The organism is Pseudomonas sp. GW822-FHT04H02, from assembly GCF_058800645.1.
Window position 1 is genome coordinate 904,755 of record NZ_JBXAMM010000002.1, and the last position, 15,934, is coordinate 920,688.

A 15,934-nucleotide genomic window follows, 5' to 3' on the forward strand; every position below is an offset into this window, starting at 1 on the left:
CTTTTTTTCACGAATGGCACGTTAACCTGTGGCCCCTGGATTCCAAAAAGAGTTCGCCGTTCATGTCGTCCCATCCCCCACCGTCCATCGAACTGGAGTTCGCTCGGCGCTACGACCAGGAGCACGCGCGCGTCTGCCGCGAGCCCCGGCCAGCCGGGATTGGTGCGCGCCTGGCTGTCTGGCGCACGGCACGCCTGGTGCGTCACGCCCTGAAGGAAGCCGGCGAGCCGGGGCTGATCCTGGATGTGGCCTGCGGCGCCGGGCGCTACTGGCCGGTGCTGGGCGAGCACGGCAACCGGGTGATTCTGGCGGCGGACCCTTCCCAGGACATGTTGAACCATGCCCAGACCCACCACCCGGCCAGCCTGCTGAAACGGGTCAAGACCTTTCACAGCTCGGCGTTCAATATCGGCCTGTCGGCCAATGCGGTGGACTGCATCATCTGCATGCAACTCTTTGCCCACGTGACCCGGGGCGAGGATCGCCTGGCCCTGCTGCGCGAGTTCTACCGGGTCAGCCGGGACACGGTGATCCTGGCCACGCGGATCGAACCGCTGTTGCAGATCGCCCGACCCGCTTCTGCCAGCTCCGGCATGCTGCCGCTGGCCAGCAAGGTGCAGCTGGAAGCGGAGTTCCGCGAAGCCGGTTTTGAAGTGCTCGACCATCGGGACCTGCTGCCCGGTTGGGCGCCTTCGCGAGTCTATGTGCTGAGAAAACAGGGTTAGCCCAGAGTCTCGGACTATTCTTGCCCTCCGGCAGATGGTTTCTCACTTGCTCTTGTCGGGTGAATGCTCGGAAATCGCCGGAGGCGATATATACTGCGCGCCATTCTTCAAGGGAGAGCCGTGTGGCCATCGATATACATTGGATTCGCGACAACGATAGCCTCGGTCAGCTTTGCGCCCAGTGGCAGCAGTTGCCATTCGTCGCCCTCGACACCGAATTCATGCGGGTCGACACTTTCTATCCCATTGCCGCCCTGTTGCAGATTGGCGATGGGCAGCGCGCCTACCTGATTGACCCTTTGACCATCGACAACTGGCAGCCACTGGCGGCCCTGCTGGAGAATCCGGCAGTGGTCAAGGTGGTGCACGCCTGCAGCGAGGACCTTGAAGTCCTGCTGCGCCTGACTGGCAGCCTGCCGGCGCCGTTGTTCGACACGCAACTGGCGGCCGCCTACCTGAACCTGGGTTTCTCCATGGGCTATTCGCGCCTGGTGCAGGAAGTCCTGGGCATCGACCTGCCCAAGGGCGAGACCCGTTCCGACTGGCTGCAGCGCCCGCTGTCGGAAACCCAGGTCAGCTACGCCGCCGAAGACGCCGTGCACCTGGCCCAGGTGTTCACCGAACTGCGGCCCAGGTTGTCCGAGGACAAGTACCGCTGGGTGCTGGAAGACGGCGCCGAGCTGGTGGCCAACCTGCGCCGCGAAGTGGACCCCTACGAGGTCTACCGCGAAGCCAAGCTGGCCTGGAAACTGTCCCGCGCCCAGCTGGCGGTCTTGCGTGAGCTGTGTGCCTGGCGCGAGCGCGAGGCCCGTGCCCGCAACCTGCCGCGCAACCGTATCGTGCGCGAGCATGCCCTGTGGCCCCTGGCCAAGACCCAGCCGGACAACCTGTCGGCGCTGGCCAAGATCGAAGACATGCACCCGCGTACCGTGCGCCAGGACGGCGAGTTCCTCCTCGACCTGATCAAGCGCACCGCCAGCGTCGGCCCGGATCAATGGCCGCCGGCCGTGCCCGAACCCCTGCCGATCGAAGCCGCGGCCCTGCTCAAGCGCCTCAAGGCCGTGGGCCAGGCCCAGGCCGAGCGCCTGGGGATCGCCCCGGAAGTGATGCTGCGCAAGAAAACCCTGGAGAGCCTGCTCAAGAGCGGCTTCCCCAACGGGCCTTACCAATTGCCTGATTCGTTGCGTGGCTGGCGCCGCGAATTGATGGGCCAGGCGCTGCTGGACAGCCTGGCCACCGCCGGAGAACAGCCTTGAAACGTATCTGCTCCATCTACAAAAGCCCGCGCAAGAACGAGATGTACCTCTACGTGCTCAAAAGCGAGGCTCTGGAACGCGTGCCGGAAAACCTGCTGCTGGCCTTCGGCAAGCCGCAACATGCCTTCGACCTGGTGCTGAGCCCGGAGCGCAAGCTGTCCCGCGAGGACATCCACCAGGTGCTGGAAAACCTCGACAAGCAGGGCTACCACCTGCAGATGCCACCGGCAGAAGACGAGTACATCGAGCACTTGCCCGAAGAGCTGCTGCGTCGCAATGATCCGGTCTGACCTGTAGGCGCCCGGTCCCGGGCCTCCTTGTAAGTGCAACTGACTGACCTGGCAGCCGCCTTGATCGATGGAGCGATTCTCCGTCGGCGGCTGCCTGCACCGTTTTTTAAGGTTTGAGCCATGCGCGTTCTGATTGCCGAACACGATCACGCTGTTTATGCCCGCCTGTTGCGTCAGGCGGCCCCGGAGCTGGAAGTGCTGACCAGTGGCGACTCCGCCGAGCTGGCACGGTTGGCGGCGGATTGCCCGGTCTGGCTGGGGCAGCCGGACCTGCTGGCCACCCTGCTGCGCCAGGGGCACCAGCCCCAGTGGCTGCAGTCCACCTGGGCCGGCATTACCCCGCTGCTGGCCGACGGCCTGCCGCGGCACTACCGCCTGACCCGGGCCGTGGGCATCTTCGGCCAGGTGATGGCCGAGTACGTGCTGACCTACATCCTGGGCCATGAGCGCGAGGTGCTGGCGCGCCTGGTGAGCCAGGTCGAGCGCAAGTGGGACAACCGCCTGGGCCAGAGCCTGGTGGGGCGCAAGGTGCTGATCGTCGGCACCGGCGACATCGGCCAGAGCGTGGCGCAGTTCCTCCTGCCGTTTGGCGTGAAGCTGTACGGCATCGCCAGCCAGCCCCGGGAGCAGGCGCCCTTTATCGAAGTGGCCGGCCTGCAAGACCTGGGGCGCCTGGTGGGGGAGGTGGACTACGTGGTCAACCTGCTGCCCAACACCCCGAGCACCCACGACCTGTACGACGCGGCGCTGTTCAAGCAGTTCAAGCCCACGGGGTTGTTCATCAATGTTGGCCGGGGCGTGGCGGTGGTCGATGCGGACCTGGTGCAGGCCCTCAAGGATGGACATCTGGCGGGGGCGGTGATCGATGTCTGCCGCCAGGAGCCCTTGCCGCAACGGCATCCGTTCTGGACCGCCTGGGGCTTGCTGCTGACGGGCCACAGTTCGGCGCCGACCTCGCCGGAATTGATGGTGCAGTTGTTCGTCGACAACCTGCGGGCTTATCAGGCTGGGCAGGCCCTGCGCGGCGAAGTGGATTTCGCCCGGGGCTATTGAAACGTGCCTGATCGCAGGAGCGAGCTTGCTCGCGAAAGCCGCGCTTGCCAGGCAAGCGCGGCGCCCTTCAGGGCTTCGCGAGCAAGCTCGCTCCTACAGAGGCGATCGCGGCTTTAGAGGCTGAAATCGCCTTCGGCCACGGTTTCGCTCAGGGGGCGACGCGGGCTTGGCTCTTCCCGGGCCTGGAGGTAGTCGGCCAGGGTCGACTTGTCTCCCAGCTTGCCCACGGCCACGGCGGCGTGCACGGCATAGCCTTCGGGGATCTTCAGTTCCTTGCGGGTCAGTTCCTGGTCGAAACCGGCCATGCCGTGGGTGTGCCAGCCACTGAGGCTGGCTTGCAGGGCCAGGTGGCCCCAGGCCGAACCGGTGTCGAAGGTGTGCCACAGGGCCGGGGTTTCCTCGCTGGCGCCGGGCACGGTGAAGGTGGTCTTGGAAATCACGATCACCAGGGCCGAAGCGTGTTGCGCCCAGCCACGGTTGAATTCGTTGAGCAGGCCGAGGAAGCGTTCCCAGTTCGGCGTGTCGCGGCGGGCATAGAGGAAGCGCCAGGGCTGCGAGTTGTAGGCCGAAGGCGCCCAGCGTGCGGCTTCGAAGAAGCTCAGCAGGGTTTCTTCGGGGATGCTTTCGCCGGTGAAGGCCCGGGGCGACCAGCGCTGGGTGAACTGCGGGTGGATGGCGTAGTCGGCAACGCGAGTGTTGGCGCTCATGGAAAAACTCCTGGCAGCATGTGAGATGAGTGGAATAAACCGGCAAGCGCAGATGAGCTGAGCGAAGGGGTATTCCTGACCCCGTGCGGTTTGCCGGGTGCAACGCGGTCAAGCGTTAATGGCACACGGACGCGGGTCGGTCCGAGGGGCAAAGCTACTGTGCCCATGGCCCGCTGACAAGTCCCGGCCTACCGACAGTCGCCAGCGCTTGGCCCGCCGGTTCTTCGGCACTAGACTGGCGGCCTTTTCACCCTCGGATATTGATGCTTGAGCCATGGCCGCCAAAGTCGAACCTTTCTGGATACGCAAAACCCTCGAACAACTCGACCAGGACGAATGGGAGTCGTTGTGCGATGGCTGCGGTCTGTGCTGCCTGCAAAAGCTTGAAGACGAGGACGACAACAGCGTCTATTACACGCGCATCGCCTGCAAGCTTTTGGACCTCAAGACCTGCCAGTGCAGCGATTACCCCAACCGCCGCGACTCGGTGCCCGACTGCATCCAGCTGACCCCGGGCAAGGCCGACGAATTCAAGTGGCTGCCTCCCACCTGCGGCTACCGCCTGGTGAGCGAGGGCAAGGACCTGCCCCTTTGGCACCACCTGGTGTGCGGCGACCGCGATGCGGTGCACCACGAGCGTATTTCCCAGTCCGGCCGCATGCTCGCCGAAGGCAGCGTGGCGGAAGAGGATTGGGAGGATCATCTGATTTTCCGCGCAGGCTGAGGGTTCGCCGCGCCGGCTTCAAGGTTTCAATAGCAAGGAGAGGGTATGAGGGTGGGGGCGAAGCTGGCGCTGGCCGCTGCGATGCTGGCATTGAGCGCATCGGCGTTTGCGGCGAAGAAGGTCGATCTGGATTATCACGTGCGCTTCCTGCCCCAGAGCGATCAGGCCGAAGTGCGCCTGACCCTGGCCGACGGCGCGGCGCTGCGCAGCCTGGATTTCGATCTGGGCTCGACCGGCGACTACAGCGACTTCAAGGCCGACGGCCAATGGCAGGCCGCCCCCGCCGGTGCCGGCGGTCAGCGTGGGGTCTGGCGCCCGGCCAGCGGCAAGGCCAGCCTGAGCTACCGGGTACGCCTGAACCACAGCATCAAGAAGGGCAGCTATGACAGCCGCAGTACTGCCAACTGGGCCCTGCTGCGCGGCGAAACCCTGGTGCCGCCGGCGCACCTGGACCAGCAGGACGGCATCGAGCTGGTGGCGCGCCTGGATTTCGAACTGCCCGCCGGCTGGAAGAGCATCGAGACCTCCTGGCCGCGGATCGGCAAGCACCGTTTTCGCATCGACAACCCCTCGCGGCTGTTCGACCGTCCCGCCGGCTGGATGCTCGCCGGCACCCTGGGCAGCCGCCGCACGCGCCTGGGGGAAACCGACGTCAGCGTGGTCTCGCCACTGGGCCAGGGCATGCGGCGCATGGATGTGCTGACCCTGCTGACCTTTGTCTGGCCGCAGGTGCAGGCGGTGTTTCCCCGCCAGCCGAGCAAGCTGTTGATCGTCGGCGCGGCCGATCCGATGTGGCGCGGCAGCCTGGCCGGGCGCGATTCACTGTTCCTGCACAGCCGCCTGCCGCTGGTCAGCGAGAGCGGCGCCAGCCCCTTGCTGCGGGAGCTGGTGCAATCTCTGGCACGGATCAACGACAGCCAGCGCAGCGACTGGATCAGTGAAGGGCTGGCGCAGTACTACGCCATCGAGCTGCTGCGCCGTGCCGGTGGCATCAGCGATGAACGTTACCAGGTGCTGGAGAAGCGCCTGGCCCGGGACGGCCACAAGGTCACCAGCCTGCGCGGCGAACAGGTGGACAGCGCCACAGTGGCCAAGGCGGTGTTGCTATTGCAGGAGCTGGATCGGGAGATTCGCCTCAAGACCCGCAACAAGCGCTCCCTGGACGATGTCCTGCAAGCGGCGATGCGCCTGGAAAGCGTCAGCACCGCCGAATTCATCCAGCTCAGTGAAAGCGTGCTGGGCGAGCCCTCCAGGGTCCTCGACACCAGCCTGCTGCGCTGACCCGGCGCGGCTGGGGCCCAGGCGTCCATGAGGACGCCCCGGCCTCAGGCCTTGGGCACCTTCACTTCATCATTGCTGGCGGCCTTGGCGTTGCGGCCGGCGGCTTCGGCATCGGCTTTCAGGTTGCGCAGCTCTTCTGCAGCGCGTTCGATCTTGTTGCGCACGTTGTTCATGTCCTGGCGGCTTTTCTCCAGCAGGCTTTTCGCCGAGCTGTGCCCGGTGATGCCCCGGGCCAGGGCCACGCCGCCGATGGCTACCTGGATCAGGCCGAATACGCCGCCACGGCGCAGGCCCTTGCCCATCATCACCACGCCGCCGGCCAGCGAGCCGATGCGCTCCCAGCCCTGGACATTCTGGGTGGGCTGGCTCTGGAACGGGGTCGATTCGATGGTTTGCAGCTGTTTGCGCTCGCTCATGATCTGTCTCCAAGGGCGGTAAGGGATACAAGGCTGACTGCACGAAGGCGTCACAGGTTCCCGGGCAATGACCGGCGTGTGCTCAGAACTTGGGACCGGAGCGGGTGTTGTTACCCTTGGCCAGGCGATCGTAGAGCACCACGTTGACTGTCGCTGCCAGGTTCATGCAACCGGTGGTGGGGATGTAGACCACGTCCTCGCACCAGTCGCGGATCTCCTTGTCGAGGGAGCCGTCTTCCGGGCCGAAGATGTACAGGGCGCGATCCGGGTGGGTGTATTCGGGCAGTGGGCGGGCACCCTCGACCAGTTCCACGGCCACCGGTATGCAGCCCAGGGGGAGGATTTTCTTCAGGTCGTCGATGCCGATCAGCGGAATGTCCTGGTGGACCTTCTTGGTGTCGGTGACGAAGTCGCGGGCCCGCTCATAGCGCTTGCCGGTGTAGAACACCGAGGCGACGCCATAGCAGCCGGCGGCGCGCATCACCGAACCGACGTTCTCCGGTGATTTGGGGTTATACAAACCGATGCAGCTGTACCTTTTGTTTGCCACGAACAAAGCGCCTTGGGGGAAAAGAGCGCGATTATACGGGGATTGCCCACGGCTCGGTGGCTTGTTGTGGCGAGGGAGCGTGCTCCCGACGCCGGCCAATGCGGTATAGCAGGCCGGCCGGGGACACAGGGTTTACAGCTGCCTTGCCGCTGAACGGGAGCACGCTCGCTTGCCACAATATGCCCGGCGGCTGGTGCTTACTCCGGGTCTTTCTTCATCAACCCGGCCAGGGCGGCGAACGGGTTGTGGGTCGCCTTGGCGACTTTCGGGGTGCTCAGGGAGCCTTCGCCGAAGTACTGCTGGTCGGTGTAGCGCGAGTGCTCGTTATCGTGGCAGTACAGGCACAAGAGTTCCCAGTTGGAACCGTCCTGGGGGTTGTTGTCGTGGTTGTGATCGCGGTGGTGCACGGTCAGCTCGCTCAGGCGCTTGCCGGAGAACTCCCGGGCGCAGCGGCCGCAGACATGGGGGTACATTTTCAGTGCCTTGTCGCGGTAGCCCATTTCCCGGTCGCGCTGGGCGTCGGCAAGGATACGGTCCAGCTTGGCGGTGTTGGACGGGGGAGTGGACGAACTCATGGGTTCACCTTTGTAGAAGGACTAATGACGGTAATGGACAAAGTTTAGCTCAGGCCTTGAGCTTCTCGGCAATCCAGATGGTGTGCCGGGTGCCGCGATTGCCATGGGCGAAGACCTGCACTTCCTCGGCCTTGAAGCCGGCCTTGCGCAGGCGCTCGGAGAACTGCCGGTCGGCGCTGGCCGACCACACCGCAAGAATGCCCTTGGGCCGCAGGGCCCGGGCGCAGGCGGCCAGGCCGGCGCTGGAGTAGAGCCAGCTGTTGGCTTTCTGGGTCAGGCCTTCGGGGCCGTTGTCGACGTCGAGCATGATCGCGTCGAAGCCCTGGGGCTCGGCCTGCAGGACCTTGGCCACGTCTTCCAGGCGGATCACCGTGCGCGGGTCCAGCAGCGGCCGGCCGGACTTTTCGCCGAGCGGGCCACGGTTCCATTCCACCACCCCGGGCACCAGCTCGGCGACCACCACCTCGGCGCTCTTGCCCAGGTGCTTGAGAGCCGCGGCCAGGGTGAAGCCCATGCCCAGGCCGCCGATCAGCACCCGTGAGTTCGGGCGCCCGGCGACCTTGTTGCAAGGGATCTGCGCCAGGGCGTCCTCGGAACCGTGCATGCGTGTGTTCATCAACTGGCCGCCGTCGCCGCCCTGGATCTTGATGACGAAATCCTCACCGTATTCGAACAGGCACAAGGCACCGCCGTTTTCAGGAATCGCAGTAGTGTCCAGCAGTACGAAACGTTTCATGGAGATCTCATTGAGGAAGGCAAAACGCCCCGGTTGGGAGTAGCCTGACGCCAGACAATAGCAATGGAGCCATTGATGAAGCGCACTATTCTAACGGTGATTGCCCAAGCGGCGCTCGCCCTCACCGCTGCCCTGGCGCTTGGTGCCGGCCCGGCTTTGGCCGACGAGCCGCAAAGTGCCCCGGTGGTGACCCCGGCGCCGACCCTCGGCACCCCGGGTACCGCGACCCCTACGCCTTATCCGCAAGTCACCCCGCCCAGCACGCCGAAAGCCGGCAGCAGTGGCAGCGCGCCCCTGCTGCCGCCGATCGACATGCCCAAGCCGCCCAAGGACCAGACCCTGCCAGGGCTGGAGCAGAACGACAGCAAACCCAAGGTTCAGGGTTGATGGATGTAGCGGGCGAGGGTACCCCGGGGCTCAGATCTGCTGCGCGAGCAACTGGCCGTCGGCCATGCGCAGCCGCTTTGACAGCGACACGGCCAGGGCGCGGATGATCTTGGCGGCGATCTTTGGCGCATCGTTGAGCATCTTCTCCAGGGAGTCCTTGCCCAGGTTGAGCAACTGGCAATGGCTGGCGGCCACGCAGGTAGCCGAACGTCGCTCGCCATCGAGCACCGCCATTTCGCCAAAGGCCCGGCCGCTGCGCAGGGTCGCGATGGTCAGGGGCTGGCCGTCGTGGTTGCGCTTTTGCACAGCTACCTGGCCGCTGTGGATGATGCACATGAAGCTGCCGGCATCGCCCTCATGAAAGATCGCTTCGCCCTCGGCGATGCTGCTGATGCTGAAGTAGCCGGCCGCAGCGTTGAAGTCGGCGGGCAACAACTGGTCGAACAGGCCGCAGTCCATCAGCCAGTCGCGGATCTCGTTGTTCAGTAAGGTGGGTTCGGACATGGGATCACGGTCTTTTTCTTGTGTCTGTTGCACGGGCGCAGGCCCGGTCCGGCGGTTGCCGGCGGCGTTCTGGGTTAAGACAGGTACGCCGCCGGGAGTTCCTCAGGTCAGGCCCAGAATGTTCAGGATAAAGGCGTATTCGAGGGCTACGTCACGTAATCCCTGGTAACGCCCGCTCATGCCGCCATGGCCGGCCCCCAGCTCGGTCTTGAGCAGCAGCGGGTTGCCGTCGGTCCTGGTGGCCCGCAACCTGGCCACCCATTTGGCCGCTTCCCAGTACTGCACGCGGCTGTCGTTGTAGCCAGCGATCACCAGGAGCGCAGGGTAGGCCTGGGCGCGCACGTTCTCGTAGGGCGCGTAGGCCTTGATCCGTGCGTAGACCTCGGGCTCCTCGGGGTTGCCCCATTCGTCGTATTCGGTGACGGTCAGCGGCAGCTCCGGGTCGAGCATGGTGTTGAGCACATCGACGAAGGGCACTTCGGCGATGGCGACCTTGAACAGCTCGGGGCGCTGGTTGAGTACCGCGCCGATCAGCAGGCCGCCGGCGCTGCCGCCACTGATGGCCAACTGCTGGGCGCTGGTCAGGCCCTGGGCGATCAAGTGTTCGGCGCAGGCGATGAAGTCGCTGAAGGTGTTCTGCTTGTGTTCCTGCTTGCCGGCGCGGTACCAGGCCTCACCCAACTCGCCGCCGCCGCGCACGTGGGCGATGGCAAAGGCCACGCCGCGATCGAGCAGGCTCAGGCGGGCGTGGGAGAACCAGGGGTCGAGGCTTTCGCCGTAGGCACCGTAGCCGTAGAGGTACAGCGGCGTCGGCTGGCCCAGGCAGTCGCGCTTGACCACCAGGCTGATGGGCACTTGGGTGCCGTCGGCGGCGGTGGCCCAGAGGCGCTGGCTGACGTAGGCCTCGGGGTCGAACGGGCCCAGTACCGGGGTTTCCTTCAGCACCTGCTGCTGGCCGTCGGCCAGTTGCAGCTGGCGTACCTGGGCCGGGCGGTTCAGGGCCTCGTAGCGCAGGCGGATGCGCTCGCTGGAAAACTCCAGGCTGTTCTGCACGTGCAGGCTGTAGGCCGCATCCGGCAGTTGCACGCGGTACACCGGCAGGTCCCGGGGGTGCACTTCGATGATCGGCAGGCCGCCTTCGCGCAGGCTCAGGGTCATGGCTGCGGCGTTGAGGGTCACGCCGTCGAGCATTACCTCGGGGTTGTGCGGCACCAGCAGTTGCCAGTCGTCCTGCTCGGGGATCGCGCCGTTGTCCGCGGCCTGGTAGAGGGCGAAGTTGATGCCGTCGCGGTTGCTGCGGATGAACCAGGTCCATTGGCCGTCCAGCAGGCCGTGGTCGACATCGTATTCATGGCCTTCGACCCGCGGCGCCAGGCAAGTGAACGGCAGCTGTGGCTGCGTGGCGTCCAGGGCCCAGGTCTCGCCGGTGGTCTTGCTGCCCAGGGACAGCAGCAGTTGGCGTTCGGAGCTGGAACGGTAGCAATGCAGGAAGAAGCGTCCGTCCGGCTCGTGGAACACTTCCTCGGCGGCGGTGCCATCCAGCCGGTAGCGCAACAGCTTGTGCGGGCGGTGGGTATCGTCCAGCTCGCCGAAGAACAGGGTCAGGCTGTCGTTGGCCCAGGTCATGCTGCCGTCGCAGTTGTCGAAGGACAGCTCGCTGACTTTGTCGCTGGCCAGCTCCTTGACGAACAGGGTGTAGATTTCCTCCCCAGTGGTGTCGAGGCTGTAGGCCAGGCGCTGGTGGTCGGGGCTGATGCTGAAGGCCCCGAGGGAGAAGAAGCCGCCATTGGCCAGGGCGTTGGGGTCCAGCAGCAGTTGCTCGCGGCTTTCGTCCACCGTCAGGCTGTCGTCCGCCGGGCGCGGGCAGCGGTAGTGGCGGGCGTATTCGTCGCCGGCGGTGGTGCGGGTGTAGTACAGGTATGGGCCCCAGGGCGAGGGCAGGGACAGGTCGGTTTCGAGGATCCGCCCCTTGATCTCCTGGAACAGCGTTTCACGCAGGGGCCCCTGATGCGCCAACTGGGCGTCCAGGTAGCTGTTTTCAGCCTTCAGGTAATCGAGCACCGCGTCGGTGTCGCGTTCCTGCAGCCAGGCATACGGGTCAGCGCCTTCGGCCTTGTGGGCAATCGGGGCGCTGCTGTCGTTGGCGGTTAAGGGCATGGGTGGCTCTCGGGCGATGACAAATGAGGGCTGGGCAGACGGCGGTGCAGCCTGACACGGCAAAAGTCGTTATCATAAGCGCCTCTTTGCCTGCCTTGCCATGGACACCATGACCGAGAACGACTATCTGATCGCCTGGGGGCTCTATGCCTTCGCCGCCTTGGGCTGCCTGCTGGTGTGGATGCGCCTGACCCGCTGGATGTGGCGCTGGCTGCGCGAACCGCTGCGAGTGCTGGTGGCGGTGCTGCTGTTCAGCCCGACCATCATCGACCCGGTCAAGGAAAAATTTGCCCCGGCCGTGGCCATCACCGCCCTGGATATAGCCTTCAAGGTCGGCAACAACGCCTGGCGTGCGGTATCCGACCTGTTCATGTACGGCATGATCGCCTTTGGCGTCTACCTGCTGTTCGTGCTGATCCGCTGGCCCATCGAGCGCGCGGCCAGGGAGCGCCGGGAACGCAACGAAGCGGCGAAAGCTGCCGCCAAGGCTGCCGAAGTGGAGGATGACCAGCCCTTCGGTGGCGCCGGCAATGACCGTTACGGCCGCCAGCCTGCAGCCGGTACCCCCCTGAATACGCGGGTCGAACCGCGTTTGTAACGCTGCCCCCGGCATTGAAGCGAGAGTCCGAGCATGTGTGAGTTGTTGGGCATGAGCGCCAATGTACCGACCGATATCGTCTTCAGCTTTACCGGGCTGATGCAGCGCGGCGGCCGCACCGGCCCCCATCGCGACGGCTGGGGCATCGCTTTCTATGAAGGCCGCGGCCTGCGCCTGTTCCAGGACCCGGCGGCCAGCAGCGAGTCGGAAGTGGCCAACCTGGTTCAGCGTTACCCGATCAAGAGCGAAGTGGTGATCGGCCATATCCGCCAGGCCAACGTCGGCAAGGTCTGCCTGGCCAATACTCATCCTTTTGTCCGCGAGCTGTGGGGCCGCAACTGGTGCTTTGCGCACAATGGCCAGTTGGCGGATTTCCAGCCCCAGGCCAGCTTCTACCGCCCGGTGGGCGATACCGACAGCGAAGCGGCTTTCTGTGACCTGCTGAACCGGGTGCGGGCCGCCTTTCCCGAGCCGGTGGAAATCGAGGAACTGCTGCCGACCCTGATCCAGGCCTGCAGCGAATACCGCAGCAAGGGCGTGTTCAATGGCCTGCTCAGCGACGGTGACTGGCTGTTCTGCTATTGCTCGACCAAACTGGCGCAGATCACCCGGCGCGCCCCATTCGGCCCGGCGCGGCTGAAGGATGTGGATGTGATCGTCGACTTCCAGGCCGAAACCACGCCCAACGACGTGGTCACGGTGATCGCCACTGAACCCTTGACCGAAAACGAAACCTGGACCCGCTACCAGCCGGGCCAGTGGAGCCTGTGGCGGCGCGGTGAATGCGTCAGCCATGGCCAGACCGAATAAGGACATCCCTATGTTGCTCAGTTATCTGCGGCTGGTGCTGTTCGCCGCCGGCCTGTTGATCGGTGTGCAAGTGCCGGGTTTCATCAGTGATTACGCCAAGCGCGTCGAGGCGCATCTGATCGAGTCGCAGCACAGCCTGCAGGGCTTCCAGGGCACCGCGCAGCAATTCTTCAAGGGCGACATGAACGCCCTGGTGGCCCATTACCGGGCCAGCGACGATCCGGTGTTTCGCAGCGATGCCGAGAGCCTGAGCGGCTTGCTCAGCCGCCAGCTGGCCCTGGACAAGCAATACCAGGCGATGCAGGGGCCCTGGTACATCCGCCTGCTGCAAGTGGCCCTGGCCCCTGACCCGGAAATCCGCAAGGAAACCTGGGACGGCTACAGCTACCAGATCCTGCTGACCCCGGAAGCCATGATCTGGGGCATCAGTGGCGCCTTGCTGCTGTCCTTCGGCCTGGAATGCCTGTACCGGCTGATCGACTGGGTAGTGCTGGGCGGCAAGCGCCTGCGCCAGAGCCGCCCGATTGAAGAGCGCGACCTCAAAGGCCTCTGACCCCCTGTAGGAGCCGGCTTGCCGGCGACGGGGGCCGCGTGGCTTGCGCCTGACTGAAGATCGCCTTCGCTGGCAAGCCAGCTCCTACGGGAGCCGTATCGATTTTGTTTTCTGTGTAGGAGCCGGCTTGCCGGCGAAAGCGGCGCGCCTGACACACCGCAGCGCGCGGTTCGCTGGCAAGCCAGCTCCTACGAGAGAGGGGATGGCGATGTTCACTGGGGTTCGCTGAGCACCAGGTAATCCGCGCCGACCTTCTGCCCATAGCGCTGCACCACGCGCTGGCACAGCTCGACTATGTCCTCCACCAATTCCACTCCCACCCGCCACGACACCACCACTTGCAGGTTCGGCGGGCGCTGTTCGATGGCCAGCAGGGTCAGTTCGCCCCGGGCCAGTTCCTCGCGCACCAGCACCGGCGGCAGGGCGCCGATGCCGAAGCCGTCCCGCAGCAGGCGGGTGATGGCCGACACCGAGTTGACGCAGTTGAGCCGCGGCGCCAGCACGCCGTTGGCCTGCATCAGGCTCAGCACCTGCTGGTGGGGCAGGGAGTTCTTCGAGTAGGTGACGATCCGTTCCCGGGCCAGCTCGGCGACGTTGGCGTAGTCGCGGTTGTAGATCGAGTTGCTGGCGGCGATCCAGCCCATGGGATAGCTGGCCAGTTCCAGGCTGCGGATGCTTTCCTGGCGCAGCAGGTCGGTTTGCAGCACCAGGTCCAGAAAGCCCTTTTGCAACTGTTCGCACAGGTTCAGCGACGTGTCGGCCACCAGCTCGATTTCCACCTGCGGGTAGTGGTCCATCATCTCCGCCACCAGGGGGCTGAGCCAGGTGTGGATCACCGTATCCATGACCCCGATGCGAACCCGCCCGACCTTGCTCGACGGCGCTTGGATGGACTGTTTCAGCACCTGCAGGGTGTCGAGCATCTGCTCGGCGTGCTCCAGCACCTTGACGCCTTCCGGGGTCAGGCTGACGCCCCGGGAGTCGCGCAGGAACAGCTTCACGCCCAGTTCGCCCTCCAGCACCGCGATGCGGCTGGAGATCGCCGCCTGGGTGGTAAAGAGTTTTTCCGCGGTGTGGCTGAAGCTCTTCAGCCGCGCGACCCAGACGAAGGTTTCGAGGAACTTGAGGTTCATGGGATCAACTTTTCTTATGCATAAGGGCAGTTTTTATTAGTTGGACGCAGTTGGCGCTCGAGCCGAAGAATGCGCCAACCCACGATATGCGTCGTCGGGGCCCAGAACAACACCAATAAATTACCCTGGAGATCGCCATGAGTGCGCCCGAAACACTGGCCGCCAAGGCCCCGCGCCGCGCCGGCCCGTTTGACTGGTACCGGGACATCAACCAGCAGGAGCGCCGGACATTCTGGAGCTGCAAGCTCGGTTATGGCCTGGATGGCATGGACACGCAGATGCTCAGTTTCGTGATCCCGACCCTGATCGCACTGTGGGGCATCACCTCCGCCGAAGCCGGGCTGATCCATACCAGTACCTTGCTGGCCTCCGCCCTGGGGGGCTGGATCGCCGGGATCCTCTCCGACCGCATTGGCCGGGTGCGCACGTTGCAACTCACGGTCCTGTGGTTCGCATTCTTTACCTTTCTGTGTGGCCTGGCGCAGAACTACGAGCAGTTGCTGATCGCCCGGACCCTGATGGGCTTCGGCTTCGGTGGCGAGTGGACCGCCGGGGCGGTACTGATCGGCGAGGTGATCCGTGCCAAGAACCGTGGCAAAGCGGTGGGCATGGTGCAGTCCGGCTGGGCCCTGGGCTGGGGCATAACGGCGTTGCTATATGCGCTGCTGTTCTCCCTGCTGCCGCCGGAAGACGCCTGGCGCGGGCTGTTCCTGCTGGGCATCCTGCCGGCGATCTTCGTGATTTTCGTCCGCCGCCTGGTCAAGGACCCTGAGGTCTATCGCCAAACCCGGGCCCGGGAAGAGCCCAGCAACCCGGCCCGGTTCTACGAGATCTTCGCCCCGGGGATCCTCAGCACCACCCTGCGCGCATCGCTGTTGGCGGCGGGGGCCCAGGGCGGCTACTACGCCATCACTTTCTGGCTGCCGACCTTCCTCAAGACCGAGCGTGGCCTGAGCGTGCTGAGCACCGGCGGCTACCTGGCCATGGTGATCTTCGGCTCCTACATGGGCTATGTGATCAGCGCCTACCTGACCGATATTCTCGGGCGCAAGAAGAACTTCGTACTGTTCGCCGCCGGCTCTTTCACCATCGTCCTGCTCTATACGCAAATGCCGGTGAGCAACGCGGTGATGCTCTGGCTGGGCTTTCCCCTGGGCTTTTTCGCCTCGGGCATCTTCAGCGGCATGGGAGCGTTCCTCACCGAACTGTTCCCCACCCGCATCCGCGGTTCCGGCCAGGGTTTCTGCTACAACAGCGGCCGGGCGCTGGCGGCGCTGTTCCCCCTGCTGATCGGCCTGCTCAGCCAGCATGTGCCGCTGGGCGCGGCCATCGGCACCTTTGCCGCGGTGTCCTACGGCGTGGTGGTGCTGGCAGCCTTGAGCCTGCCGGAAACCCGCGGCAAGGAACTTGAGGCACGCTAACTGATAATCTGCGGGGCATTGCCAGCGCTGCCCCGCAGCGGACCCCTTATAAAAACAC

The 15,934-nt window shown here is 65.0% G+C and carries 19 protein-coding genes; 11 read left to right on the forward strand and 8 right to left on the reverse strand.

The window, feature by feature from the left end; genetic code table 11:
- Positions 1-62 precede the first annotated feature (62 nt).
- The 4 genes from AC1RMG_RS10950 (at position 63) to AC1RMG_RS10965 (ending at position 3,324) form a co-directional block, all read left to right on the forward strand.
- Positions 63-725 (forward strand): class I SAM-dependent methyltransferase, encoded by a 663-nt coding sequence (locus AC1RMG_RS10950; protein WP_011059832.1) that lies wholly within the window; start codon positions 63-65, stop codon positions 723-725.
- Positions 726-847: 122 nt separating this feature from the next.
- Positions 848-1,981, forward strand: a complete 1,134-nt coding sequence (gene rnd / locus AC1RMG_RS10955; RefSeq protein WP_011059833.1) for a ribonuclease D — start codon at positions 848-850, stop codon at positions 1,979-1,981.
- Entirely contained in the window at positions 1,978-2,271 is a 294-nt protein-coding gene (locus AC1RMG_RS10960) for a YcgL domain-containing protein (protein ID WP_011059834.1), read from the forward strand. Before rnd ends, AC1RMG_RS10960 begins: the two co-directional genes overlap by 4 nt.
- Before the next feature lie 120 nt (positions 2,272-2,391).
- Positions 2,392-3,324 carry a D-2-hydroxyacid dehydrogenase gene (locus AC1RMG_RS10965; RefSeq protein WP_011059835.1) on the forward strand — a complete coding sequence of 311 codons (933 nt, stop codon included), beginning with the start codon at positions 2,392-2,394 and terminating at the stop codon, positions 3,322-3,324.
- Between the two features lie 113 nt (positions 3,325-3,437).
- Here AC1RMG_RS10965 and AC1RMG_RS10970 read toward each other — a convergent pair whose 3' ends face one another.
- On the reverse strand, positions 3,438-4,031 hold the full coding sequence (locus AC1RMG_RS10970) for a nitroreductase family protein (RefSeq protein WP_011059836.1): 594 nt from the start codon (positions 4,029-4,031) through the stop codon (positions 3,438-3,440).
- A 274-nt stretch (positions 4,032-4,305) separates the two neighbouring features.
- Between AC1RMG_RS10970 and AC1RMG_RS10975 the strand changes: the two genes are divergently transcribed.
- Positions 4,306-4,755, forward strand: a complete 450-nt coding sequence (locus AC1RMG_RS10975) for a YcgN family cysteine cluster protein (protein WP_015634549.1) — start codon at positions 4,306-4,308, stop codon at positions 4,753-4,755.
- Between the two features lie 45 nt (positions 4,756-4,800).
- Positions 4,801-6,036: a hypothetical protein gene (locus tag AC1RMG_RS10980; RefSeq protein WP_493169206.1), complete on the forward strand. Its 1,236-nt coding sequence runs from the start codon at positions 4,801-4,803 to the stop codon at positions 6,034-6,036.
- Between the two features lie 44 nt (positions 6,037-6,080).
- Here the strand turns inward: AC1RMG_RS10980 and AC1RMG_RS10985 are convergent, their stop codons facing one another.
- From AC1RMG_RS10985 to AC1RMG_RS11000, 4 genes are all read right to left on the reverse strand, one after another.
- Positions 6,081-6,452, reverse strand: a complete 372-nt coding sequence (locus AC1RMG_RS10985; protein ID WP_011059839.1) for a YgaP family membrane protein — start codon at positions 6,450-6,452, stop codon at positions 6,081-6,083.
- 82 nt (positions 6,453-6,534) lie between these two features.
- Positions 6,535-7,002: an RNA methyltransferase gene (locus AC1RMG_RS10990; protein WP_011059840.1), complete on the reverse strand. Its 468-nt coding sequence runs from the start codon at positions 7,000-7,002 to the stop codon at positions 6,535-6,537.
- Positions 7,003-7,199: 197 nt separating this feature from the next.
- Positions 7,200-7,577, reverse strand: coding sequence for a YajD family HNH nuclease (locus tag AC1RMG_RS10995; RefSeq protein ID WP_011059841.1), 378 nt, complete (start codon positions 7,575-7,577; stop codon positions 7,200-7,202).
- A gap of 49 nt (positions 7,578-7,626) precedes the next feature.
- A complete protein-coding gene (locus tag AC1RMG_RS11000; RefSeq protein ID WP_493169208.1) occupies positions 7,627-8,313 on the reverse strand; it encodes a spermidine synthase in 687 nt (228 codons plus the stop codon).
- A 75-nt stretch (positions 8,314-8,388) separates the two neighbouring features.
- Between AC1RMG_RS11000 and AC1RMG_RS11005 the strand changes: the two genes are divergently transcribed.
- Positions 8,389-8,700 (forward strand): hypothetical protein, encoded by a 312-nt coding sequence (locus AC1RMG_RS11005; protein WP_011059843.1) that lies wholly within the window; start codon positions 8,389-8,391, stop codon positions 8,698-8,700.
- 30 nt (positions 8,701-8,730) lie between these two features.
- Here the strand turns inward: AC1RMG_RS11005 and AC1RMG_RS11010 are convergent, their stop codons facing one another.
- A complete protein-coding gene (locus AC1RMG_RS11010; RefSeq protein WP_011059844.1) occupies positions 8,731-9,204 on the reverse strand; it encodes a cyclic nucleotide-binding domain-containing protein in 474 nt (157 codons plus the stop codon).
- A 102-nt stretch (positions 9,205-9,306) separates the two neighbouring features.
- Entirely contained in the window at positions 9,307-11,361 is a 2,055-nt protein-coding gene (locus tag AC1RMG_RS11015; protein WP_493169210.1) for a S9 family peptidase, read from the reverse strand.
- 100 nt (positions 11,362-11,461) lie between these two features.
- Here AC1RMG_RS11015 and AC1RMG_RS11020 point away from each other — a divergent pair, with 100 nt between their 5' ends.
- From AC1RMG_RS11020 to AC1RMG_RS11030, 3 genes are read left to right on the forward strand one after another with little or no spacing between them, the layout of a single operon-like run.
- On the forward strand, positions 11,462-11,959 hold the full coding sequence (locus AC1RMG_RS11020; protein WP_011059846.1) for a hypothetical protein: 498 nt from the start codon (positions 11,462-11,464) through the stop codon (positions 11,957-11,959).
- A 33-nt stretch (positions 11,960-11,992) separates the two neighbouring features.
- Positions 11,993-12,769, forward strand: coding sequence for a class II glutamine amidotransferase (locus AC1RMG_RS11025; RefSeq protein WP_011059847.1), 777 nt, complete (start codon positions 11,993-11,995; stop codon positions 12,767-12,769).
- 10 nt (positions 12,770-12,779) lie between these two features.
- Positions 12,780-13,322 carry a DUF2937 family protein gene (locus AC1RMG_RS11030; protein WP_011059848.1) on the forward strand — a complete coding sequence of 181 codons (543 nt, stop codon included), beginning with the start codon at positions 12,780-12,782 and terminating at the stop codon, positions 13,320-13,322.
- Positions 13,323-13,534: 212 nt separating this feature from the next.
- On the opposite strand, the gene AC1RMG_RS11035 is transcribed toward AC1RMG_RS11030, so the two are convergent.
- On the reverse strand, positions 13,535-14,455 hold the full coding sequence (locus AC1RMG_RS11035) for a LysR family transcriptional regulator (protein ID WP_053156822.1): 921 nt from the start codon (positions 14,453-14,455) through the stop codon (positions 13,535-13,537).
- A gap of 137 nt (positions 14,456-14,592) precedes the next feature.
- On the opposite strand from AC1RMG_RS11035, the gene AC1RMG_RS11040 reads away from it, so the two are divergent.
- Positions 14,593-15,876: an MFS transporter gene (locus AC1RMG_RS11040; protein WP_011059850.1), complete on the forward strand. Its 1,284-nt coding sequence runs from the start codon at positions 14,593-14,595 to the stop codon at positions 15,874-15,876.
- Positions 15,877-15,934: the final 58 nt, after the last annotated feature.